Source organism: Seohaeicola sp. 4SK31 (assembly GCF_028802875.1).
Taxonomy (GTDB): Bacteria; Pseudomonadota; Alphaproteobacteria; order Rhodobacterales; family Rhodobacteraceae; genus Seohaeicola.
Map to the genome: position 1 here is coordinate 152,823 of NZ_JARAMP010000006.1, position 23,720 is coordinate 176,542.

Here is a 23,720-nt window from a genome sequence, read left to right on the forward strand (position 1 = left end):
CGTCGCCTACCATCGCGGGGGCGGGTGAATTCCGGGTAAACACGCCCGTCGGCAAGAGGAATCCTTGCACCGAAATCTGCGGTCATGTCACCATGCCCCAAGATCAGGAGGATCCGCCATGCCCCGCACCATCGCAGCGCTTGCCCTTGTTCTTGGCCTTGTCGGCCTTGCGCCCGCAACGGCCTTTGCGCAGGAGATCGTGCCGGATCGACGTATCGTCGTGACGCGGGACATGGATTTTCCGGGTGGCGATCTGCAACCCCTGTTCGATACGACGCTGACGGCCTGTCGGACCGCCTGTCTGGCGGATCGCGATTGCGCGGCCTTTACCTTCAATACCCGGTCGAATGCCTGCTTTCCGAAATCGGCCGTGCAGGGGCGCAGCCCCTATGCGGGCGCGCTGTCGGCCGAGGTGGTGGCGACGGCGCCCGGCGCTCTGCAATCCGCTGCGGCCCGTATCGCGGATCTGGACTGGCTGGGGCGTCCGACTCTGGAGGACGCGCGCGATCTGGCGCTGGAGATCGGCACGCTGCACCCTGCGGGGGGCTTCGATCCGGACACGATCCTGCAAGCCGCGCTGGAGCGGGCCAATGCCGGGGACAGATCCGGTGCCGCCGGGTGGATGGGGGCGGCGGTGTCCCTGTTGGATCGCAGTGATCTGTGGGTGGAATATGCGCGCCTGACCGGGCAGATCCAGACGCAGGATTATGACAGCCAGATCCGCCTGCGGGAACGGGCGGTGAGTGCTGCGGTGAACGGCTATCTGCGCGCCGATGCGCCAGCGCAGCGCGTGAGCGCGCTGGAGGTTCTGGCGCAGGCGTTGGAGGCGGCGGAGCGGGGGCGCGACATGATCCCGAGCTTGCGTCTGGCGCAGAGCATCGCTCCGCGCGCCGATCTGGACCGCGCGCTGGAGGAGGCCGTTGCCAAATACGGGTTCCGCGTGATCGGCAATGCGGTAGAGAGCGACAGCGCCGCGCCGCGGATTTGCGCGCAATTCTCGGAGCCGCTGATCAAGGCGGGGCAGGATTACACGCCGTTCGTGAACCTGCCGGATGCGACCTTGTCGGTGGAGGCGCAGGACAATCAGCTGTGTGTGGACGGTGTGCGGCACGGTGAACGTTACCGCATCGTGCTGCGCGCGGGCCTGCCTGCCGCCAGTGGCGAGACGCTGCTGCGCGATGTGGAACAGGTGCTTTATGTGCGCGATCGGTCGCCGTCGATCGTCTTTCCGGGGCGTGCCTATGTCTTGCCGCGCAGCGCGGATGCGGCGGTGCCGGTGCAGACGGTGAACCTTGACCGGATCGACCTGACGCTGCGGCGCGTCAGCGACCGCAACCTGATCCGCGCGATGCAGGAGGATTACTTCGGCAGCACCTTGCCCGAATGGCAGGAACGCGGCTTTGCCTCGGAGATCGCGACCGAGGTCTGGACCGGGACGGGCGAGACGGGGCGCGCGTTGAACCGCGACATGGTCACGCGCTTGCCGCTGGGTGATGTGCTGGCAGATCAACCAGCAGGCATCTATGCGCTGACGGCGCGGGTGCCGGGCGCCGATCCCTATGCCGATCCGGGGGCGACGCAGTGGTTCGTGCTGTCCGATCTGGGCCTGTCCACGATGCTGGGCACGGATGGGCTGCATGTGACGGTGCGGCATCTGTCCGACGCAAGCGCGGTAGAAGGCGCGCGGGTCGAGGTGTTGAGCCGGGCCAATGCGGTGATTGCGGACGGTGCGACTGATGCGCAGGGCTATCTGCGCATTGATCCGGGCCTGACGCGGGGCACCGGCACGGCTGCGCCTGCGATGGTGGTGGTGCGCCATGGCAGCGGGTCCGGGGCGGATGTCGAGGATATCGCGTTCCTGTCGCTGACCGATCCGGCCTTTGACCTATCGGATCGCGGGGTGGAAGGCCGCCCGCCCAGCCCGCCGATTGATGTGTTCCTTGCCACGGATCGCGGCGCTTACCGCGCGGGTGAGGTGATCCATGCGACCGTTCTGGCCCGTGACGACCGCGCCGCCGCGATCCCCGGCCTGCCCGTCACCGCCATCCTGACCCGGCCCGATGGGGTGGAATACTCCCGCAGTCTTTCCACCGAGGATGTGGCGGGGGGACATGTCTTTGCCCTGCCCTTGGGCGATGCGGTGCCGCGCGGGACATGGCGGCTGGAGGTGAAGGCCGATGTGGACGCGGCTCCCTTGGCCAGTCGCACTGTACTGGTCGAGGATTTCCTGCCCGAACGGATCGACTTTGACCTGAGCCTGCCGGATGGCGCCTTGCGCGCGGGGGATACGCCGCCGCTGCGCGTGGAGGCGCGTTATCTGTTTGGCGCACCCGGCGCGGGTCTGGCGGTGGAGGGCGAGGTTCTGTTGCGGGGCACGGATACGGTTGAGGGCTTCCCCCTCTATCGGTTTGGCCGCCATGATGAGCCCGTCAGCCCGCGCAGCCGTTCCCTGCAGGCGACGCGCACCGATGAGGCGGGGCGGGTGACCCTGCCCCTGACCCTGCCGGATGTGCAGGCCGCAGGCAGCCCGCTGGAGGCGCGGGTGACCCTGCGGGTGTCCGAGGGGTCGAACCGTCCGGTGGAGCGGGAGTTGACCCGTGCGCTGACTCCCGACACGCCGATGATCGGCATCCGCCCGCTGTTCGATGGCGCGCTGCCGGAGGGGGCCGAAGCCATCTTTCGCATCATCGGGTTGTCACCCGATCTGACCCCTGCCCCCCTGGCCGTTCGCTGGAGCGTGAACCGGGTCGAGACGCGTTATCAATGGTATCAGCAATTCGGCGAATGGCAGTGGGAGCCGATCACCACACGCACCCGCATCGACCAGGGCGAGGCTGTGCTTGGGACCGAACCTCTGGAGATTGCGACCCCGGTGGACTGGGGGCAATACGAACTGGTGGTCGAGACGCGGGAGGGGGTCTATGCCGCCTCCTCGACCGGGTTCGACGCTGGCTGGTATGCGCCTGCGGATACCGCCACGACGCCTGATCTGCTGGAACTGTCCTTGGACAAGCCCGCTTATCGCAGCGGCGAAACCGCGATGCTGCGGATCGTGCCGCGTCATGCGGGGATTGCCAGTGTCGCGGTGATGTCGAACCGCCTGATCTCGATGCAGACGGTCGCGGTTGCCGAGGGCGAGACGCTGATCCCCCTGACCGTCACTGATGATTGGGGCGCGGGGGCCTATGTCACCGCGACCGTGATCCGGCCAATGGATGCGGCGGCGGGGCGGATGCCCACACGGGCGCTGGGGCTGGCCCATGCGGGCGTTGATCCCGGCGCGCGGCAACTGTCCGTCAGCATCGACGCGCCAGAGGCCGCCGACCCGCGCGGGCCTCTGGAGGTTGCCGTGCAAGTGGATGGCATAACGCAGGACGAGATGGCCCATGTCACGCTGGCGGCTGTTGATCTGGGTATCCTGAACCTGACGGGTTTCGACAGCCCTGACCCATCCGCCCATTACTTTGGGCAGCGGCGTCTGGGGATGGAATTGCGCGATGTCTATGGCCGCCTGATCGACAGTCTGAACGGGGCCATGGGGCAGGTGCGATCCGGCGGGGATGCAGGCGCGGGGATGCGGTTGCAATCGCCGCCGCCGACCGAGGACCTGCTTGCCTTTTTCAGCGGTCCCGTCACCGTGGGCGCGGATGGGCGCACGGTGATCGGGTTCGATCTGCCCGCCTTCAACGGCACCGTGCGGCTGATGGCCGTGGCATGGTCGCCCAGCGCCGTGGGGCAGGCCGAGGCGGATGTTCTGGTGCGTGATCCGGTGGTGGTCAGCGCGAGCCTGCCCCGTTTCATGGCACCGGGGGATGAGAGCCGGTTGCTGCTGGAGGTCACCCATGCCAGCGGTCCGGTCGGGCGGATGGGTCTGGACGTGACGGCCGATGGTGTGACCTTGGCCCCTGTGCCATCGGGCGTGACGCTTGCGGAGGGTGAGAAACAGGTCGTCGTGATCCCGGTGACGGCGGATCAACCGGGCGATCATGCGATCCGTGTTGCCCTGACCACGCCGGAGGGGCGGCAGTTGGTGAAATCCCTGACCCTGCCCGTGCGCGCCAATGACCCCGAGGTCGCGGTGACCGAACGGGTGGTGCTGGCCCCGGATGAGGGGTTGGACCTGTCGCCAGAGCGGTTCAACGGGCTGCGCGCGGGCACAGGGTCGCTGACGCTGGCCGCAGGGCCGTTGGCGCGGCTGAATGCACCCGCTCTGCTGGCGATGCTGGACCGCTATCCCTATGGCTGCACCGAGCAGGTGGCGAGCCAGACGATGCCCTTGCTGGCGATGCAGGACATGGTCAGCGCCTTGGATTTGGGGGATGCGGAGGCTATCCGCACCCGTATTGACCAAAGTCTGGACCGTATCCTGACGCGGCAATCGGGCAATGGCAGTTTCGGGCTGTGGCAGGCGGGATCGGGGGATTTCTGGCTGGATGCCTATGTCACCGACCTGTTGTCGCGCGCGCGGGCCGCGGGCCATGATGTGCCCGAACTGGCGTTCCGGCTGGCCTTGGACAATCTGCGCAACCGGATCAACTTTGCCCCGGATTTCGATGAGGGGGGCGAGGATCTGGCCTATGCCCTGATGGTTCTGGCGCGCGAGGGGGCGGCCAATATGGGTGATCTGCGCTATTACGCCGATCAGAAGGGAGAGGCGCTGGCCACGCCATTGGCGGCGGCGCAACTGGGCGCGGCGCTGGCGCTTTATGGCGATCAGACGCGGGCGGATCGGTTATTTGCCCGCGCAGCGCGGATGATCGACGCGGCCAGCGGGACCGAGGCCCCGGTCTGGCGCGCGGATTACGGCACGCAGCTGCGCGATACGGCGGGCGTTCTAGCGCTGGCGGTCGAGGCGGGAAGCAGCGCGGTGGATACCGGCGCGCTGGCGCAACGCATCGGAGCCGTGGGCCGGGCCTTTTCCACGCAGGAGGCGTCGTGGTCGTTGCTGGCGGCGCATGCCCTGAGCCGTGACGCCTCCGTAGCGGGGCTGGAGGTGAACGGACTGCCCGTCTCTGGCCCGGTGTTGCGGACGACCGACAGTGATCTGGCGCTGGCCCCGGTTGGCTTGCGCAACGCCTCGACCGCGCCGATGGAGGTGACGTTGACCACCTTTGGCGTGCCCGAGGGGGCGACGCTGGCCAGTGGCTATGGCTACCGGATCGAACGCGCCTATTACGATCTGGACGGCGCGCCGTTGTCGCCGGATGACGTGCGGATCGGCACCCGTCTGGTGGCGGTGCTGACCGTGACGCCTGCGGACGAGACCGGCGCGCGGCTGATGGTGAATGATCCGCTGCCCGCAGGGTTCGAGATCGACAACCCCAACCTGTTGAACGCGGGCGATGTTGCCGCTTTGGATTGGCTGGACCCGGCCTATGCGGAACATGCCGAGTTCCGCGCCGACCGGTTTCTGGCGGCGGTGGACTGGCAGTCGGATCGGCCGTTCACGCTGGCCTATATCGTCCGCGCGATCTCGCCCGGTCAGTTCCACCACCCGGCGGCGCTGGTCGAGGATATGTATCGACCCGAATACCGCGCGACCACGGCATCGGGCCGCGTGACGGTTGGCGAGTGAGGCGGCTCTGGCCCTTTGCCGTTGCGGCGCTGCTGATCCTTGGGGCGGCGGCGCGGGATGCGGGGGACGCGTGGATCGACGCGACGATACTGCCATCGGCCCTGCCCGCCACATCTGTCGAAGTGCGCGACCGGCACGGGGCCTTGCTGCGTGCCTATACGGTGGCGGATGGGCGGTGGCGGCTGGCGGTTGGGCCGGATCAGGTGGACCCCGGTTTCGTGGACATGCTGCTGGCCTATGAGGACAAGCGGTTTCACGACCATGCGGGTGTCGATCCGCTGGCGCTGATCCGTGCTTTCGGGCAGGCGGTGTGGCATCGGCGGGTGGTGTCGGGCGGATCGACCCTGACCATGCAGGTCGCACGCCTGCTGGAAGAGACGGGGACGGGTGCATGGCCCGGCAAGCTGCGGCAGATGCGGGTGGCGCTGGCGCTGGAGCGGCGGTTGAGCAAGGATCAGATTCTTGGGCTGTATCTGACGTTGGCCCCTTATGGCGGCAATATCGAAGGGCTGCGGGCGGCCACTCTGGCGTGGTTCGGGAAGGAACCGGCGCGGCTGACGCCGGCGCAAGCGGCGCTGCTGGTGGCTTTGCCGCAATCGCCCGTGGCGCGCCGCCCGGACCGTGCGCCCGAGGCCGCACGGACAGCGCGCGACCGGGTTCTGTCGCGGCTGGCGCAGCAAGGGGTAATCAGCGCGGAGGCCGCGCAGGCGGCGCAAAGCGAGCCCGTGCCCGCCATGCGCATCGCCTTTCCCATCCTCGCGCCGCATCTGGCGGATCGTGTTCTGGCGGCGTCACCGGGACAGGTGCGCCATGACCTGACGCTGGATGCGGGGCTGCAAGGCAAGCTGGAAAATCTGGCTACCGATGCCCTGCGCGGTATGGGTGAGCGGTTGTCCATCGCGATGCTGGTCGCGGATCACAGGACGGGGGCGGTGCTGGCCTCGGTCGGGTCAGCGGGCCTTTCGCAAGATACGCGGCAGGGGTTTGTGGATATGACCACGGCGCTGCGATCGCCCGGATCGACCCTGAAACCGCTGGTCTATGCGCTGGCCTTTGACCGGGGGCTGGCGCATCCCGACACGCTGATCGACGATCGGCCTGTGGCCTTTGGCGCTTACGCGCCGCAGAATTTCGACGGGCAGTTCCGGGGGGAAATCCGCGTGGCCGATGCGTTGCGCCTGTCGCTGAATATCCCTGTGGTCCGGCTGACCGAGGCGATCGGCCCCGCCAACCTGATGGCCGCCCTGCGCCGGGCGGGGGTCGAGGCGGCGCTGCCCGGTGGGCAGGCGGGACTGGCCGTGGCTTTGGGCGGTGTGGGTGTCTCGCTTGAAGGCTTGGTGCAGCTTTATGCCGGGCTGGCCCAAGGCGGGCAGGCCGAGCCGCTCTATTGGACCAGTCCAACGGAGGCCGTGCCGCAACGCATCGTGGGGCGCGCCGCGGCGTGGCAGGTGGCGCATATCATGGCGGGAATGGAACCGCCGCCGGGGGCGGCGCGGATGCGGCTGGCCTACAAGACCGGCACATCTTACGGGCACCGCGATGCATGGGCGGTGGGGTTTGATGGCGCGCATGTGGTGGGAGTCTGGATCGGGCGACCGGATGGCACGCCCGTGCCGGGAGCCTTTGGCGGTGATCTGGCGGCGCCTGTGCTGTTTCAGGCGTTCCAGAGGGTGAAGCCGCAGGCCGACCCTTTGCCGCCACCGCCGCCCGAGACGCTGATCGCGCCCAACGCCAGCCTGCCGCTGCCCCTACAGCGGTTCGGCGCGCGGGGGGCGGTGCCAATGGATGCGCCGCGACTGGCCTTTCCGCCTGACGGCGCGCGGCTGCCATTGGCAGGTCAGGCGTTGACGGTGAAGCTGCGCGACGGGGTGCCGCCATTCACATGGCTGGCCGATGGCGCGCCGCTGGTGGTGGGCACGCATCGGCGCGAGGCCGCGTTGGAAGGGTTGGGCAAGGGCCACGTCACCCTGTCCGTGATCGACGCGGCGGGCCGCGCCGACCGGGTGCGGGTGGTGTTGGAGTAACCCGCGCGGGTTACTCCGGTCGGGTTACATCCGCTCGATGGCCAGTGCGATGCCCTGACCGCCGCCGATGCACATGGTGATCAGCGCGCGCTTGCCGCCGATACGTTCCAGTTCCGCCATGGCCTTGATGACAAGGATCGCGCCGGTCGCGCCGACCGGATGACCCAGCGCGATGGCACCGCCGTTGGGGTTCACGATCGCAGGGTCCAGCCCCAGACCACGGTTGACGGCCACGGCCTGCGCCGCGAAAGCCTCGTTGCTTTCCACGACGTCGAAATCGCTGGCCTTGAGGCCGGTGCGGGCCAGAAGCGCCTCGACCGCGGGGACCGGGCCAATGCCCATCACCTCGGGCCGGACCCCGGCATGAGCATAGCCCAGCACGCGGGCGCGGGGTTTGAGGCCCGCTTTCTCTGCGGCCTCGGCCCGCGCCAGCACCATCGCCGCCGCGCCGTCATTGATGCCCGAGGCGTTGCCTGCGGTGACGGAGCCGTCTTTCTTGAACACGGGTTTCAGACCGGCCAACGCCTCAAGGCTGGTGGCCTTGGGATGCTCGTCAGTGTCAAAAGCCACGGGCTGACGTTTCACCATCACCTCGACGGGGACGATCTGATCCTTGAAACGCCCCTCGGCAATGGCGCGGGCCGCACGGACCTGGCTTTCCATGGCGAAGGCGTCCTGATCCGCGCGGCTGATTTCATGCTCTCCTGCCACGTTTTCCGCCGTGACGCCCATGTGACCCGATCCGAAGGGGCAGTTCAGCGTGCCCAAGAGCATATCCAGCGTGCGGATATCGCCCATCTTGGCCCCCCAGCGCTGATCCGGCACGATATAGGGCGCGCGGCTCATGCTTTCCGCCCCGCCGGCCAGACCGAATTGTGCATCGCCCAACATCAGAGACTGAATGACCGAGACGACAGCCTGTGCGCCCGATCCACACAGGCGGTTCACGTTCATCGCAGGCACGGTGTCAGGGATGCCCGCCTTCATCGCGGCGACGCGGGACAGATACATGTCCTTGGGTTCGGTGTTGATCACATTGCCGAAAACGACATGACCGATCTGCGCGCCCTCGACCCCGGACCGGGCCAGCGCTTCGCGCGCGACGATGGCGCCCAGTTCGGTCGGCGGCACGGCGGCCAGCGCGCCGCCAAAGGTGCCGATGGCGGTGCGTGCGCCGTCGAGAATGACGATATCGGTCATGGGAATCCCCTTCGCTTTGTGAATTTGGTCAGTCGTTTGGTGTCGCCCGGATGCCGCAAAGTCAAGCCGGGGCAGCGAAACGTTCCGTCACGGCGTCAGAGGGCGTCGACCGTCGGCGTCAAGCGTCCAGACGCGATCCCCTTCGAATACTGCCACGGTCAGGGGGCGACCATAGCCCGCGCCGCTGTCCAGATTGATGCGGTTGCCATAATGGGCGGGGGCCTCCAGCGCGGTATGGCCATGTATGACCAGCATCGGATGCGGCTCCGTATAGGTGAGAAAAGGGTCACGGATCCAGAGAAGATCATCCTCGGTCTGATCGGCCAGAGGCACACCGGGGGAGATGCCCGCATGGACGAAAAGCCTGTCATCCTGCTGATGGTAGAGAGGCAGGGATTGCAGAAAGGCCAGATGGGCGGCGGGCACGGCGGCGCGGGCCTCTTGCAGGATATCCGCAGGGTCGCGCCCTTCTTCGAGCGATACCCCATAAGCGGCGAGCGTGGCCACGCCACCCAGACGCGGGCTGAGCCAGTCGACCTTGGAGACGATGCGCGGGTCGTCGATCCGGCCATCTTCAAGATAGCGGTGGAACATGCGGTCGTGATTGCCCTTGAGCACGGTCCAGTCACGCCCCGCCATCTGCCCCTGCATCAATGTGTCAATCACCGCGCGGCTGTCGGGGCCGCGATCCACCAGATCACCCAGACTGATCAGCGGCGCATCGGCCCCGCCATCGGCGGCGATACGCTCCAGTGCGGTGTCCAGCATCGCGATCTCGCCGTGAATGTCGCCGATCACATAGAGGGGTTGGGCCATCGCAGGGTCTTTCGTTGTGAACCTCTGGGGTGACATATCGCGTATCGGCTTGTTCCGAAAGGATCATCCCCGGCGAATTTCACCGAAAAAGGGCGAGCGCAGATGATCTTTTCCGACTCGCCGGGTTGCGGCATGATGTTGCCGACGCCCCCTGTCATCCGGTGCATGTGATGCAGGGGACGCCCGTAACCAGTTTCTGAACCAATATCGGCGCGGCAGAGGTCCGGCCTGTTCCGAGGTCAAAGGGCCCGATACGCGTCATCTGCCCGACGGGGCGGACAACGGAAAGGACAAGGACATGAGGGGTATCGCGTTCTATTTTCTTTGCGCCGCGATCATCGCGGTGTTGGTCGGCATGGCCTGGGGAATCCAGATGTCGGCCGCAGGCGACCACAAGCTGTCAGGCGCACATGCGCATCTGAACCTTGTGGGATGGGTCACACTGTCGATCTTTGCCTTCTACTATCATCTTGTGCCCGAGGCGCAGGCAGGGTGGTTGCCGAAACTGCATCTGGCCTGTGCGCTGGGGGGTGTGGTGCTGCTGGTGCCCGGTATCGTCATGGCAATCCAAGGGCAGGACATGACCCTGGCGAAGATCGGATCGACGTTGACGCTGGCATCCATGGTGCTGTTCCTGATCGTGGTGCTGCGACAGGGGATGCAGCGGCCCGTGGCGGTCTGAGACCAACAAAACGCCGCCCCGTTTCCGGGGCGGCGCCATATGTCGAAACCGGTAAAACTGTAATCAGTTCACGTCAAAGACGAGCGGCTTGACCTGCTGGAACAGGCCGGTGTCCTGCAGCTTCTTGCAGACAGCCTCGCTCACCGCCTCATCGACATAGAGGATGGCGATGGCCTCGCCCCCGGCGGCGGCACGGCCAAGGGTGAAGTTGGCGATGTTCACGCCCGCCTGCCCCATGGTCATGCCCAGCGTGCCGATGATGCCGGGCACATCCTCGTTCGTGGTGTAGAGCATATGCGCGCCCACTTCGGCGTCGATGTTGATGCCCTTGATCTGGATGAAGCGCGGCTTGCCATCGCTGAACACGGTGCCCGCGATGGAACGCTCGCGCTTTTCGGTCACCACGGTCACCTTGATATAGCCGTCAAAGGCACCCGACTTGTCCTGATTGGTGGTCGAGATCTTGATGCCGCGTTCCTTGGCAATCACGGGCGCGCTGACCATGTTCACGTCCGGGTTCACGCGCTTCATGATACCCGCCACCACGGCAGAATTCAGCGCGGCAAGGTTCATTTCGGCCACGACACCGTCATACAGGATGTTGATCGCCTTGATCGGCTCGTCCGTCATCTGGCCGATGAAGCTGCCCAGATGTCCGGCCAGCTTGACCCAGGGGCCCATGACCTTGGCCTCTTCGGCGGTGACGGAAGGCATGTTGAGCGCGTTGGTCACGGCCCCGGTCAGCAGGTAGTCCGACATCTGTTCGGCCACTTGCAGGGCGACGTTTTCCTGCGCCTCGGTCGTGGCGGCCCCCAGATGCGGGGTGCAGACCACATTGGGCAGACCGAAGAGCGGGTTTTCGGTGGCCGGTTCCTCGGCGAACACATCAAAGGCGGCACCTGCCACATGGCCGGAGGTCAGCAGGTCGGCCAGCGCCTGCTCATCCACCAGACCGCCGCGCGCGCAGTTGATGATGCGCACACCGGGCTTGGTCTTTTCGAGGTTCTCACGGCTGAGAATGTTGCGCGTGGCATCGGTCAGCGGCACATGCAGGGTGATGAAATCGGCGCGTTTCAGCAGGTCGTCCAGTTCAACCTTTTCGACATGCATCTTGGCGGCTTTTTCGTCGGACAGATAGGGATCATAGGCGATCACCTTCATGTGCAGCCCGCGTGCGCGGTCGCAGACGATGCCGCCGATATTGCCCGCGCCGATCACGCCAAGGGTTTTGCCGGTCAGTTCGACACCCATGAATTTCGACTTTTCCCACTTGCCCGCATGGGTGGAGGCGGACGCCTCGGGGATTTGGCGAGCCACGGCGAACATCATCGCGATGGCATGTTCGGCGGTGGTGATCATGTTGCCGAAAGGCGTGTTCATGACGATCACGCCCTTCTTGCTGGCGGCTTCCTTGTCGACATTGTCGACACCGATCCCGGCGCGGCCCACAACCTTGAGGTTGGTCGCGGCTTCAAGCACCTTTTCGGTGACCTTGGTGGCCGAACGGATCGCCAGACCATCGTAATTGCCGATGATTTCCATCAGCTTGTCCTTGTCCTTGCCCAGCTTTGGCTGGAAATCGACGTCGATCCCGCGGTCGCGGAAGATCTGCACGGCGGCGTCGGACAATTCGTCGGAGATGAGAACTTTGGGAGCCATATCAGTGGTCCTTTGATGTGAAATGAGGGGGGGCGGGGCGCGCAGCAGCGCGCACCCCGGAACAATCAGGGATCAAGGGATCAGGCGGCTTCGGCCTGCGCCGCGATTTCCGTATGGAAGGCCCATTCCAGCCAAGGCAGAACGGCCTGCACATCGGCGGTTTCCACCGTGCCGCCGCACCAGATCCGCAGACCGGCGGGCGCGTCACGATAGGCGCCGATATCCAACGCCACGCCTTCGGACTCCAGCCGCTTGGCCACGGCCTTGGCGAAGGCGGCACCGTCCTTGATCCGGTCATCGGTGAACTTCAAACAGACCGAGGTGTTCGAGCGTGTCTCCGGATCGACCGCCAGATTGGCGATCCACGGGCGGGTTTCGCAGAAATCCCAGATGGCCCCGGCATTGGCATCGGCCCGCGCCATCAGCCCCTTGAGGCCACCGACCGCGCGCGCCCAGTCGAGCGCCACGAGGTAATCTTCGACCGCCAGCATCGACGGTGTGTTGATCGTCTCGCCGACGAAGATCCCCTCGATCAGCTTGCCCTTGGAGGTCAGGCGGAAAATCTTGGGCAGCGGCCATGCAGGGGTATAGCTTTCCAGACGGGCGACCGCGCGGGGGCTGAGGACCAGCATCCCGTGCGCGGCTTCACCGCCCAGCACCTTTTGCCAGCTGAACGTGGTCACATCCAGCTTGTCCCATGGCAGGTCCTGCGCGAAGGCCGCCGATGTGGCGTCGCACATCGTCAGGCCCTTGCGATCCGCCGGGATCATGTCGCCATGCGGCATGCGCACGCCGGAGGTGGTGCCGTTCCATGTAAAGCAGACGTCGCGGTCGTAATCGAGCGCGGCCATATCCACGATCTCGCCGTAGCCTGCTTCATGCACGCGGGCGTCGATCTTGAGCTGTTTGACCACATCAGTGACCCAGCCCGCACCGAAGCTTTCCCATGCGACCATTTCGACGGGGCGTTCGCCCAGCATGGTCCACATCGCCATCTCGAACGCGCCGGTGTCGGAAGCGGGCACGATGCCGATGCGGTAATCGGCGGGGATGCCCAGAATCTCGCGCGTGCCGTCAATGGCCGCTTTCAGCTTGGCCTTGCCTACGCCTGCGCGGTGGCTGCGGCCCAAGGGCGCGTCTGCCAGCAGATCAAGCGAGAATGTGGGGATTTTGGCACAGGGGCCAGAGGAGAACCGCGGATTGGCCGGCCGCGATGCCGGTTTGGTCGTCGTCATTGATGCTATCCTTCCAGATAAGCGCCCCCCGTTGGGGAGGGGTGTCCCACCGCCGGAAATAGAAGGGTTCAGATCCTTTCACAACGGGGAGAATGACGCTATAGCGCCGCATCCCGCGCAATTTGCGACATCGACATCCACGATCGGAAACACGCCCATGTTCATTGCCACCGTTCTAGCCAATCCCGCCACGCGCAATCTGGAGGGGTCTTTGCTGGACAGCCTGCGCAACGCATGGGGTGGCGGGGATGTGGTCTGGCTGGATCCTGATGCGGCGGCGGAGTTCGTCCTGCCTACCTTGCCCGCGAATCGCTGGCAGGTCTGGGAGGATCTGCAGGGCATGGGTCTGGATCTGGTGGTGCAGGGCGCGACAGGCCGGCGCAAGCGGATGCTGCTGGCCGATATGGACAGCACCATGATCCAGCAGGAATGTATCGACGAGCTGGCCGATATGGCGGGCGTGGGCGCGCATGTGGCGGGGATCACCGCGCGGGCGATGAATGGCGAGCTGGATTTCGAGGCCGCGCTGCTGGAACGGGTGGCGCTGCTGCGGGGGCTGGATGCGGGCGTGATCGCACAGGTTCTGCGGGAACGGATCACCTTCATGCCGGGCGGGGCCGAACTGGTCGCGACGATGAAGGCCAATGGCGGCCATGCGGCGCTGGTGTCGGGAGGCTTTACCGCATTCACGGAAAAGGTGGCGGCGGTTCTGGGCTTTGACGAGCACCGCGCCAATACCCTGCTGATCGAGGGCAACCGGCTGGCCGGCGACGTGGCGCGGCCCATTCTGGGGCGGCAGGCCAAGATCGAGGCGCTGGAGCAGATCAGCGCGCGGCTGGGCATTGCCGAAGCCGACGTGATCGCCGTGGGCGACGGGGCCAATGATCTGGGCATGCTGGGACGCGCCGGGACGGGTGTTGCGCTGCATGCGAAACCTAGCGTGGCGGCGCAATGCGATGTGCGCATCAACCACGGCGATCTGACCGCGCTGTTGTTCATCCAGGGTTACAGTCGGGCAGATTTCGCTGCCGCCTGACACCGGCCAAGCGTGACATTGCCGCATCACCCTGTCCAAAGGGTTCGTTCGTCATTGCCTGCGGAGAAGGAGTTCGCCAAGGTCTGCCCTGCTTGCTTGCCAGTAAAATCATCAGGTTAACCAAAAGCAACACAGGGTGACGTCGCAATGGACGTCCTCGGAAGGAGCAGCGCTCTTGCCAACGGTCGAGATTTTTCTGACAGGGAACCAGATCGGCACCTTTTCCGGGCTGTCCTCCTCGGGCAATTCGAACGGGATGCAGGTGAAACTGCAAGGGGTTCAGGCGCTTGGCGGGGCAGATGATGTGTTCCGCATCGTGATCCGGCAGGTGAACGCCGGCGATGACATGTTCCGCAACGGGCAGATGGTGGACATCTATGCCTGGCCGGACACAACGCCGCCCGGCCCTCCGCTCTACAGTTCACTCAACCCGCAGCATGACCAGTTTCAGGGGCGGGCCTCGTCCGGCACACATCAGATCATGACCAGCCCGGCGCAGATCATCATCGCGACAGAGGGGATCACGCCGGGCAACATGCAAATCGGACCGGGTGCCGATCCGCCGCGCGGTGAGCAACTGTCCTTCAGCACCTTTCCCACGGACCCGCCGGTCTTTCCCTGCTTTGCCGCAGGCACAGTGATCGAAACGGCGTCAGGTCCGCGGCAGATCGAAACGCTGCGCCCCGGCGATCTGATCATGACTGCGGATCACGGGCCGCAGCCGCTGCGGTGGATCGGACAGCGCAGCGTTCCGGGGATCGGCGCATTGGCCCCGATCCAGATCAGCGCAGGCAGCCTTGGCAATCGCCGGGATCTGCTGGTGTCGCCGCAGCACCGGATGCTGGTGCAGGACTGGCGCGCCGAGATGTATTTCGCGAGGCCCCAGGTTCTGGTGGCGGCCAAACATCTGGTGAATGGACAGACGATCCGCCGCGCGCCACGGGACCGGATCACCTATGTGCATCTGGCCTTTGACCGGCATGAGGTGATCTTTGCCGAAGGCTGCCCTTGCGAGAGCCTGCATCTGGCGCAGGAATCGCTGGCGACGCTGGGGGACGACACGCTGGCCGAACTGGCCCAGATCTTCCCCGAACTGTTCGAGGATATCCCCCAAGGCAAGACGGCGCGCCCCTGCCTGCGCGCATGGGAAGGGGCGCTGGTGGCCTGAGGATGCGCTTCAGGCGAAGGCGGCGCCGGGCTTGATCGTGCCCGTCTCGACCCCGCGCCGGTTCAGGATCGGTGCGTTCAGGTAAAGGCGCGTCGCCGGGTGATCCGCCGCCAGCACACCCAACCGCACGAGGATCGCGACAATGGCACATTCCGCGCCGCGCGTGCTGCCATCGGTGATCTTGAGCGCGACACCCAGTTTGTGTTCCGGGATGATGGCGATGAAGAACGCCTCGGCCCCGGTTTTCAGCGCCACGCGCCCGTCCATCGCCCGCATCAGCGCGGTGCAGGCCCTTCCCTCGCCCGCGACCAGTTCGGGGAATGTCACCATTGCCTGCACCAGACGGGTAGCGGCGCTTTGCTGGGCGGTGCCGCCGTCACGAGCGGCGGCGAAAAAGGCCATCGCGCGGGCCATGCCGTGCAGGGATGTGGCAAAATTCGGGGCGGAACAGCCGTCGATGCCGTAGCCGGGGCTGGATTCGCCTGTCACCTCTTGGAACGCGTCAAGACAGGCGCGCTGCACCGGGTGATCGGGGTCGATATAGTCTGCCCCGCCGCGCAGGTGGCGGTTCAAGGTCAGGAAACCGGCATGTTTGCCCGAACAGTTGTTGTGGATCTGGCACGGTGATTCCCCCGCCCGGATCAATGCATCGCGCGCGGGAATATCGGCGGGCTCTTGCGGGCCGCAGCGGAAATCATCGACGGTGCAGCCGATATGATCCAGCCAGCCCTTCACACGGTCTGTGTGGATCGCCGCGCCCTGATGGCTGGCGCAGGCGAGTGCCAGATGTTCGGGCCAAAGCCGGGCCGCGTCCGCCGCCCCGCTGGTGATCAGCGGCAGGGCTTGCAGCATCTTGGACGAGGAGCGCGGCATCACCACGGCCTGAGGATCTCCCCAGGCTTCGACGATGTCGCCCGAGGCATCGCAGATCACGGCATGGCCATGATGGATGCTTTCCAGAAAGGGGCCACGCCAGATCTCGGCCATGGGTGCGGGGGCAGTCATCGGATACTCCTCTCTCAACTCTGCGCGAGCAACGGATCATCCTGTGCGATTTTCCGCCAACTCCTCTTTCGTCTGTGGCAGGTTTCAGGCTATTGTTGCAAGGTCGAGAAGAGAATGGGCATCGCGAAAAGGCCGAAAACGGCAAAAGCGGACCCATCACGAAACTGAGGCACGGACGGCTTGGAGGCTGGACATATGACATCAAGACTGGCGCGTGGATGGATCCGCGCAGGTGTCGGGGCGGCAATGGTCCTGGCAACAACGGGGGCGTGGGCCCAGCAGACAAGCAACAATCAGGTCGCGGCCAACACGGATTGGAGCGTCTTCGAGGATGCCGATCCCAAGGAATGCTGGGCCGTTTCATCGCCCAAGGAAACCGTGAACACCCGCGATGGCCGTGTCGTGGCGGTGCAGCGCGGCGAGATCCTGTTGATGACATTCTATCGCCCCGCTGCCGGGGTCACGGGTCAGGTAACGTTCACGGGCGGCTATCCCTTTGCGTCGGGATCGACCGTCAATCTGGATATCGGCGGCACCCAGTTCGAGCTGTTCACCGAAGGCGAATGGGCTTGGCCAGCTTCGGCCGAAGATGATGCCCGGATCATCACGGCGCTGAAAGGCGGCTCCTCTGCCATCCTGACCGCGCGCTCCAGCCGGGGCACGGTGACCAAGGATACGTTCTCGCTGCTGGGCTATACCGCCGCCACGGATGAGGCTGCACGCCGCTGTCAGTGACGCAGACCGCATCGCCATGACGGGCAGCCCCTGTGGGCTGCCCTTTGTCATTTCAAACTAGCCTTTGGATTCGGCCTCCGAATCCTGTATGTGCCCTGCTTGTTTCCAAGGATGGATAGCCCGATGACCGCCACCGCCCCGATCACCCAGGATGTGATGACCATTCCGCGCAAGCTGCCGGACGGGCCGGTCAACCTTGTCGGCTTGACCCGTGACGGGATGCGCGCGGCGCTGATCGCCCATGGCACGCCGGAAAAGCAGGCCAAGATGCGCGTGGGTCAGATCTGGCAGTGGATCTATCAGAAGGGCGTGCGCGATTTCGAGCAGATGACCAATCTGGCGAAACCCTATCGTCTGGAACTGGCAGAGCATTTCTGCATCGAGGTGCCCGAGGTCGTGACCCGGCAGGTGTCCGAGGACGGCACACGCAAATATCTGGTACGCATCGCAGGCGGGCACGAGGTCGAGGTTGTCTATATCCCCGAGGAAGGACGCGGCACGCTGTGCATTTCCTCTCAGGTCGGGTGCACGCTGACCTGTTCGTTCTGCCATACGGGCACGCAGAAACTGGTGCGCAACCTGACGGCGGCCGAGATCATCGGGCAGGTGATGGTGGCGCGCGACGATCTGGGCGAATGGCCCGCACCGGGACGCAACCCCAAGGACGAGACGCGGCTTCTGTCCAATATCGTGCTGATGGGCATGGGCGAGCCTTTGTATAACTTCGACAATGTGCGCGACGCGATGAAAATCGCGATGGACCCCGAAGGCATCAGCCTCAGCCGTCGGCGGATCACCCTGTCCACATCTGGCGTGGTGCCGGAAATTGCGCGCACCGCGCAGGAGATCGGCTGTCTGCTGGCCGTCAGTTTTCACGCCACAACGGATGAGACGCGCGACAAGCTGGTGCCGATCAACAAGCGCTGGAACATTGCGGCGCTGCTGGATGCGCTGCGGGAGTATCCCAAAGTCTCGAACTCAGAGCGGATCACCTTTGAGTATGTGATGCTGGCCGGGGTGAACGATACGGATGAGGATGCACGGCGTCTGGTCAAGCTGATCGAGGGGATTCCGGCCAAGATCAACCTGATCCCGTTCAACGAATGGCCCGGCGCGCCCTATAAACGGTCGTCGAACAACCGTATCCATGCCTTTGCCGACATCATCTACAAGGCTGGTTACGCCAGCCCCATCCGCACCCCGCGCGGCGAGGATATCATGGCCGCCTGCGGTCAGCTGAAATCTGCGACCGAGCGCGCCCGCAAGACGCGCGCCCAGATCGAGGCCGAAGCCGGGCTGCGCTGAGCGCGGAATCACGACATGTGCCAGGACCATGGCCGAACCATCCGGCCCGCGCCACAATGATGGCGCGGTCATGCCGGGCTGCGGCGACGGGGTGTGCGGCAAGGCCCGGTTTTGTTTACTAGTTTATTGAAATTATTTTATAATTTTAGAACGAGCACCGGCGTGAACAATCCTTTTCACGCTGCCTTAATTGTTTCCCGCCGCCCTGTAATCGCCCAATTCCCGTAGAATTCACGCCCAAGTCTTTGAACAGATTGTTTCCTGTGAGGGTTTACCAACAGGAGTAAAGAATATGTCCGTTATCCAAGCCAACGACGCCTTCATGGCGGCTCAGGTTCTTGATCTGGTGCTGAGCGAACGGCGCAAGGCGCTGTCGCCGCGTGAGTGGAAACACCGTCTGGCCGGGTATGGCTATAGCCTGACGCAAGCCGAGGGCGGGGTCGTGGTCACCAGCCTGCGCACGGGGTCGCCTGTCTGTGCCGTTCCGGGCGAAATCGCAGTTTGATATCGAAAAAAAGTCGTTTCGATTGCGTCGCGCGATCACTCTGAACGTGTTGCAGTAGTGAATGGTCTATTCGGCGATCCGGGCCTTTATCAGTGGCTCTTGCTGATCGTTGGAATAGAGCAGCAGCGCCCCCGTCGGATCGATGTCAAAGCGACTGATCCGCGCCAGAACTGCGAAGAACCGCTGTTCCTGCTCCATCAATGCAGGGGCGCAGGCCATGCGCGTCGCCGCAGCCGGTCCGATGCTCAGCCCCTCGCCGCTCAGATCGAACGCCGCGTTATAGCGGTTGCACCCGCCGCGCCCGGCCAGACGCCGCGAGGCTGCATCGAATTCCATCGTCACATTCGCGCTGTCCACGATGCCTGCATTGTCGAGATCCTCGACCACCCATTCGACACCGGCCAGCAGGTCGATCGATTCACCGCCACATCCCTGCAAGTCACTCTCCTGCCATGTCACGCTGACCGTTTGCGGATAGGGGGTGCCGGTCATCAGATCGCGGCAGATCGTTTCGGACAGGCGCAGCACCATGCCAGCGCTGGCCATGTCGAAGACGAAATCCGCCCCGTCCAGCCCTGCGCGCGGCAAGCGCGTCCGCACCGGGGCCATCCCGATATTCGGGATCAGTTCCACCTGTCCCCCCGCGATGGTCAGCGACCAGAAAGGCTCGGTCCCCCGCGCACGATATGGCTGATCCGGTTCCGGCGGGACGGCGACGCATTCGGGCAACTCTTCCCCGGCCAGCGAGACCAGCGCCGTATCCCCGCGCGACCAATAGAAGGTACCCGAATCCGCCGAGTCCTCGAATTTGGCACCCGAGGCGGCGGGCACCTGCGACAGAATCAGCCGATCCGTTTCGGTTTCCAGAACCGCGCGATCCTCGAAGAAACCGACGCGCAACCGGACATCGCCACAGCGCAGGGTGCTGGCAAAGCCCATCGGTTGAAAGCTGTTCAGTACGATCTCGCCCAGGGCCACGGGCGTGTCACCTGCCGTCACTGTGATCGCATCGCTGACCCATAAAGGCTGCCCATCCATCACCACGGCGGCGCGGATGCGGGCACTGACTCCATCGGGCAGGGTCAGCGCGAAGGGCAGCGGCACCTGTCTGCCGCCCGTCTGAAACCGTGTCTCGGCCAATAGGGTGTCCTGCAATCCCCGCGCCTCGATCACGATCTCCGCCCCGGCGGGCAATGCGACGCGCGCCAGATAGGTCAGCATCCCCTCGACAGGCCGCGCCACGGCAGCGGCTGTTGCAAACGCGAGTGCCAGAAGGGAAACGCAAGCCAGACGGAACATCACGGACCCTTTCCAGAGTAACAGGGATATCACCGGTCAGTATAGACCGGCCGGACATCCGCTCAATGGTTTTGGACGGGACAAGGCGAAGATTGGCCAGCCGTCACCGACCGGGAATGGCACCGCGTTTTTCCCCGGCCCCTTCCCAATCGGCCATTGCGGCCATGGCTTCTTCGGCTGTTTCGACGAACCGGAACAGGGTCAGATCCTCGGGCGAGATGGTGCCCGCATCGGCCAGCGCCTCCCAGTTGATGATCTTCTCCCAGAAGTCGCGCCCGAACAGGAGGAAGGGGACACGTTTCATGCGTCCGGTCTGGATCAGGGTCAGGCTTTCGAACATTTCGTCCAGCGTGCCGAAACCGCCGGGAAAGATGCAGACCGCATTGGCGCGCATCAGGAAATGCATCTTGCGGATCGCGAAATAGTGGAAGTTGAAGCACAGATCGGGCGTCACGAATTCATTGGGCGCCTGCTCATGGGGCAGCACGATGTTCAGGCCGATGGAAATGCCGCCCGCCTCCTTGGCGCCGCGATTGCCCGCCTCCATCACGCCGGGACCACCGCCCGTGGTGATGATGTTGCGATGCCCGCCGCTTTCCAGTGAGGCTTGCGTCACGAGATAGGCAAAGCGGCGCGCTTCCTCGTAGTATTTGGACAGGTCCGCCAGCGTTTTGGTCGTGGCGGTGTCTTTCTTGGCGGGAGACGGGATGCGCGCGCCGCCGAACAGGACGACGGTGCTTTCCACCCCGTATTCATCCAGCAGCATCTGCGGCTTGAGCAGTTCCAGTTGCAACCGGACCGGGCGCAGTTCGTCGCGGACAAGGAATTCGTTGTCCGCGAAGGCCAGACGGTACGCTGCGGATCGGGTCTGCTCGGTCTGTGGCACGCCATGAGCGGTTTCAATATCCGTATGCGCATCGCGGAACGGGCTGGAACGGTCGTCTTTCATCGGGGTCGCTTTCTGGAAAGGCATGGATCAGACCTATCAAAGCGGATGGCGCAAGACCAGTGACGATGGCGGCACCGCACGGTCCGACACTGGCGCGCATGTCGCATGATTGCGCGCGGGCGCGCTTGGCCTTATAGGCGTGGCCAACCCCAATTCAGCCGACCGGAGATGTCACCATGTCGAACGCCGCCCTTGAGACCGCCATCGAAGCCGCGTGGGATGCCCGCGACGGGATCACGCCCGCCACCAAGGGCGAGGCGCGTGATGCGATCGAGGCCACGCTGGATGCGCTGGACAGCGGAAAGCTGCGCGTGGCTGAACGGCAGGAGAATGGCGATTGGCATGTGAACCAGTGGGCCAAGAAGGCCGTGCTGCTGGGTTTCCGCATCAAGGACATGGAAGTGCATGACGGCGGGCCGCAATCGGGCGGCTGGTGGGACAAGGTCGACAGCAAGTTCAAGGGCTGGCAGGCCGCCGACTGGAAATCCGCGGGCTTCCGCGCCGTGCCGAACTGCGTCGTGCGCCGCTCGGCCTATATCGCGCCGGGCGTGGTGCTGATGCCGTCTTTTGTGAACCTTGGTGCCTATGTGGATAGCGGCACGATGGTCGACACCTGGGCCACCGTCGGCTCTTGCGCGCAGATCGGCAAGAACGTGCACCTGTCGGGCGGCGTGGGTATCGGCGGCGTACTGGAACCGATGCAGGCCGGCCCCACGATCATCGAGGACAACTGCTTCATCGGGGCCCGCTCCGAAGTGGTCGAGGGCTGCATCGTGCGCGAAGGCTCGGTTCTGGGCATGGGCGTGTTCATCGGCAAATCCACCAAGATCGTGGACCGCGAAACGGGCGAGGTCATGTATGGCGAAGTGCCCGCAGGATCGGTCGTGGTGGCAGGGTCGATGCCATCCAAGAACGGGATCAACCTCTACTGCGCCGTGATCGTGAAGAAGGTGGACGCGCAGACACGGTCGAAAACATCGATCAACGAGCTGTTGCGTGACTGACGATTCCCCCAAGCCCGCGAAGAAACCCTCGCGCCAGCAGGTCTATACCCTGCTGGTCGAGGTGGGCCGCAAGGAGGGTGACGGCTTGCCGCCGAAATCCACCGGGGCGGCGCTGATGATCTATGCCTCGGGCGTGGACGAGGCCGAGGCGGTGCGCGAGACCGTGGCGATCCTCAAGCAGGCGGATATGGCCCCGCTGGATGTGACGGGCTACGGCACCTTGGACGAGCGCCTTGCTGACGGGCAGGAGATCGACGAGGACGAGCGCGCCCTGATGGCCCGCGCGCTTGAGGAGAACGCCGTCATCGTCGCGCAGGTCACGCCTTTCGACGATTGAGCCACGCCCTGCCCTGACCCGCGCTGCCCTTTCATCATTCTCAAAACACGCGTGGCCCGCCACGCCATGGGCAGCCCCTCTCCATTAGGCGGCCCGTCGCTGGGACAGGGCAATCGCCTCGAAGGCGCGCAGCACCGGATAGGCCGAGGCCGCGTGATCCGGCAGGCGTGCGCGTTCCATCCCCGCCAGAAGGCTGGCCGCGGTCTTGGCCGGATGCCTGCGGATGCGCCCGATGAACAGGCTTTCCACCGCCGTACCTGCGGCAAGGATCGCCTCATGCGTGGGCAGCAGCACCTGTCCATAGGTCACGGTGGGACCACCGGCCACGAAATGCGCGGCCGTGCCATTGACCAGATGGCGCGCGGGGACCAGCACGAATTCCTGATCGAACAGGTATTCGACATCCGATCCGCCGATGACCAGCCGCTGTTCGGGGGCGACGACGATATCCTGTTGCAGCCCGAAATAGGGCGCGCGCAACCGCACGGGGCGCAGCAAGCCGCTGGCCGGGACGGTGCGTCTGACCACCTGCAACACCGGCGCATTGCCGCCATCGCTCAGCCGCAGCATGTCGCCGCGCGCAATGCGGCCCAGCGGACGATAGCCATATGGCGTGCAGAGCGGCACCCGCGCGTCCAGCGTCGGCAGGGGACCGACCGGCTCGATGCGGGTCGATACGGCGAAGAAGCTGACATCCCTGTCCATGCTGCGGGTCTCGGGGTGCATGGCGACAAGCTGCACGTCGCGCAACAGCAGCGGCGGCGGATCGCGCAATTCGGTCAGGAAAAGGCCGGGCGCACCGACTTTCTCGACGACCAGACGCCCCGTCCGCGCAGGTGCATCCCAGCTATAGCTGATCCGCAAGGTATCATCACCATTCACCGCATCGTGCTGCACGACACCGTGGCAGACCTGTCCGCCCTGCGACACGACAAGCACCACACCGCCGCCCGGAATGGCCTGAAGGGACAGTCCCCGCCGCCAAGGGAGGATCTGTTCCCACTCCAGCAGGGTTTGCGGGCGGCCATCCGGCGCCAACCGCGCTTCCAGCAGCAGGGTGCCACGGGCCAGCAAGGCCGAGGGATCGTCACGCTGGGTGGCGGTTTCGGCACGCCCGGCATCGCTGCCAAGGCCAGAGCAGGAAAAGCGCGGGGTCGCGCGGTCGGCAATCGCGATCCACGCCATG

18 protein-coding genes are annotated in these 23,720 nt (G+C 65.1%); 10 read left to right on the plus strand and 8 right to left on the minus strand.

Going from position 1 to position 23,720, the window contains the following annotated elements; translation table 11 throughout:
* Nucleotides 1–118: 118 nt before the first annotated feature.
* On the plus strand, nucleotides 119–5,575 hold the full coding sequence (locus tag PVW27_RS07235; RefSeq protein ID WP_274556417.1) for an alpha-2-macroglobulin family protein: 5,457 nt from the start codon (nucleotides 119–121) through the stop codon (nucleotides 5,573–5,575).
* A complete protein-coding gene (pbpC, locus tag PVW27_RS07240) occupies nucleotides 5,572–7,599 on the plus strand; it encodes a penicillin-binding protein 1C (RefSeq protein ID WP_274556419.1) in 2,028 nt (675 codons plus the stop codon). The genes PVW27_RS07235 and pbpC overlap by 4 nt, the downstream gene beginning before the upstream one ends.
* A 24-nt stretch (nucleotides 7,600–7,623) precedes the next feature.
* On the opposite strand, the gene PVW27_RS07245 is transcribed toward pbpC, so the two are convergent.
* Complete coding sequence (locus PVW27_RS07245) at nucleotides 7,624–8,799, minus strand: acetyl-CoA C-acyltransferase family protein (RefSeq protein WP_274556421.1); 1,176 nt, start codon at nucleotides 8,797–8,799, stop codon at nucleotides 7,624–7,626.
* Nucleotides 8,800–8,886: 87 nt separating this feature from the next.
* Nucleotides 8,887–9,615, minus strand: a complete 729-nt coding sequence (locus PVW27_RS07250; RefSeq protein ID WP_274556422.1) for a metallophosphoesterase family protein — start codon at nucleotides 9,613–9,615, stop codon at nucleotides 8,887–8,889.
* Nucleotides 9,616–9,913: 298 nt separating this feature from the next.
* Here PVW27_RS07250 and PVW27_RS07255 point away from each other — a divergent pair, with 298 nt between their 5' ends.
* A complete protein-coding gene (locus tag PVW27_RS07255; RefSeq protein WP_274556424.1) occupies nucleotides 9,914–10,297 on the plus strand; it encodes a hypothetical protein in 384 nt (127 codons plus the stop codon).
* Between the two features lie 63 nt (nucleotides 10,298–10,360).
* On the opposite strand, the gene serA is transcribed toward PVW27_RS07255, so the two are convergent.
* Nucleotides 10,361–11,956, minus strand: coding sequence for a phosphoglycerate dehydrogenase (gene serA / locus PVW27_RS07260; protein ID WP_274556426.1), 1,596 nt, complete (start codon nucleotides 11,954–11,956; stop codon nucleotides 10,361–10,363).
* Between the two features lie 80 nt (nucleotides 11,957–12,036).
* Entirely contained in the window at nucleotides 12,037–13,191 is a 1,155-nt protein-coding gene (locus PVW27_RS07265; protein ID WP_274556428.1) for a phosphoserine transaminase, read from the minus strand.
* A gap of 157 nt (nucleotides 13,192–13,348) precedes the next feature.
* Between PVW27_RS07265 and serB the strand changes: the two genes are divergently transcribed.
* Both serB and PVW27_RS07275 read left to right on the plus strand, forming a co-directional pair.
* Complete coding sequence (gene serB, locus PVW27_RS07270; RefSeq protein WP_274556429.1) at nucleotides 13,349–14,227, plus strand: phosphoserine phosphatase SerB; 879 nt, start codon at nucleotides 13,349–13,351, stop codon at nucleotides 14,225–14,227.
* A 136-nt stretch (nucleotides 14,228–14,363) separates the two neighbouring features.
* Nucleotides 14,364–15,395 carry a Hint domain-containing protein gene (locus PVW27_RS07275; RefSeq protein WP_274556430.1) on the plus strand — a complete coding sequence of 344 codons (1,032 nt, stop codon included), beginning with the start codon at nucleotides 14,364–14,366 and terminating at the stop codon, nucleotides 15,393–15,395.
* Nucleotides 15,396–15,404: 9 nt separating this feature from the next.
* Here the strand turns inward: PVW27_RS07275 and PVW27_RS07280 are convergent, their stop codons facing one another.
* Nucleotides 15,405–16,400 (minus strand): asparaginase, encoded by a 996-nt coding sequence (locus PVW27_RS07280; protein ID WP_274556431.1) that lies wholly within the window; start codon nucleotides 16,398–16,400, stop codon nucleotides 15,405–15,407.
* A gap of 246 nt (nucleotides 16,401–16,646) precedes the next feature.
* Here PVW27_RS07280 and PVW27_RS07285 point away from each other — a divergent pair, with 246 nt between their 5' ends.
* From PVW27_RS07285 to PVW27_RS07295, 3 genes are all read left to right on the plus strand, one after another.
* Nucleotides 16,647–17,135 (plus strand): hypothetical protein, encoded by a 489-nt coding sequence (locus tag PVW27_RS07285; protein WP_274556453.1) that lies wholly within the window; start codon nucleotides 16,647–16,649, stop codon nucleotides 17,133–17,135.
* 123 nt (nucleotides 17,136–17,258) lie between these two features.
* Nucleotides 17,259–18,440, plus strand: a complete 1,182-nt coding sequence (gene rlmN, locus PVW27_RS07290) for a 23S rRNA (adenine(2503)-C(2))-methyltransferase RlmN (RefSeq protein ID WP_274556432.1) — start codon at nucleotides 17,259–17,261, stop codon at nucleotides 18,438–18,440.
* Nucleotides 18,441–18,732: 292 nt separating this feature from the next.
* The gene (locus PVW27_RS07295; protein ID WP_274556434.1) at nucleotides 18,733–18,945 is read left to right on the plus strand and encodes a hypothetical protein; all 213 of its coding nucleotides are present in this window, start codon (nucleotides 18,733–18,735) and stop codon (nucleotides 18,943–18,945) included.
* 66 nt (nucleotides 18,946–19,011) lie between these two features.
* Here the strand turns inward: PVW27_RS07295 and PVW27_RS07300 are convergent, their stop codons facing one another.
* Nucleotides 19,012–20,244 carry an META domain-containing protein gene (locus PVW27_RS07300; RefSeq protein ID WP_274556435.1) on the minus strand — a complete coding sequence of 411 codons (1,233 nt, stop codon included), beginning with the start codon at nucleotides 20,242–20,244 and terminating at the stop codon, nucleotides 19,012–19,014.
* A gap of 103 nt (nucleotides 20,245–20,347) precedes the next feature.
* On the minus strand, nucleotides 20,348–21,193 hold the full coding sequence (locus tag PVW27_RS07305; RefSeq protein ID WP_274556454.1) for an LOG family protein: 846 nt from the start codon (nucleotides 21,191–21,193) through the stop codon (nucleotides 20,348–20,350).
* Nucleotides 21,194–21,369: 176 nt separating this feature from the next.
* On the opposite strand from PVW27_RS07305, the gene dapD reads away from it, so the two are divergent.
* Both dapD and PVW27_RS07315 read left to right on the plus strand, forming a co-directional pair.
* Nucleotides 21,370–22,197 carry a 2,3,4,5-tetrahydropyridine-2,6-dicarboxylate N-succinyltransferase gene (gene dapD / locus PVW27_RS07310; protein ID WP_274556436.1) on the plus strand — a complete coding sequence of 276 codons (828 nt, stop codon included), beginning with the start codon at nucleotides 21,370–21,372 and terminating at the stop codon, nucleotides 22,195–22,197.
* Nucleotides 22,190–22,534 carry a hypothetical protein gene (locus tag PVW27_RS07315; protein ID WP_274556438.1) on the plus strand — a complete coding sequence of 115 codons (345 nt, stop codon included), beginning with the start codon at nucleotides 22,190–22,192 and terminating at the stop codon, nucleotides 22,532–22,534. Before dapD ends, PVW27_RS07315 begins: the two co-directional genes overlap by 8 nt.
* A gap of 84 nt (nucleotides 22,535–22,618) precedes the next feature.
* Here PVW27_RS07315 and PVW27_RS07320 read toward each other — a convergent pair whose 3' ends face one another.
* On the minus strand, nucleotides 22,619–23,719 hold the full coding sequence (locus PVW27_RS07320; RefSeq protein ID WP_274556440.1) for a Hint domain-containing protein: 1,101 nt from the start codon (nucleotides 23,717–23,719) through the stop codon (nucleotides 22,619–22,621).
* Nucleotide 23,720: the final 1 nt, after the last annotated feature.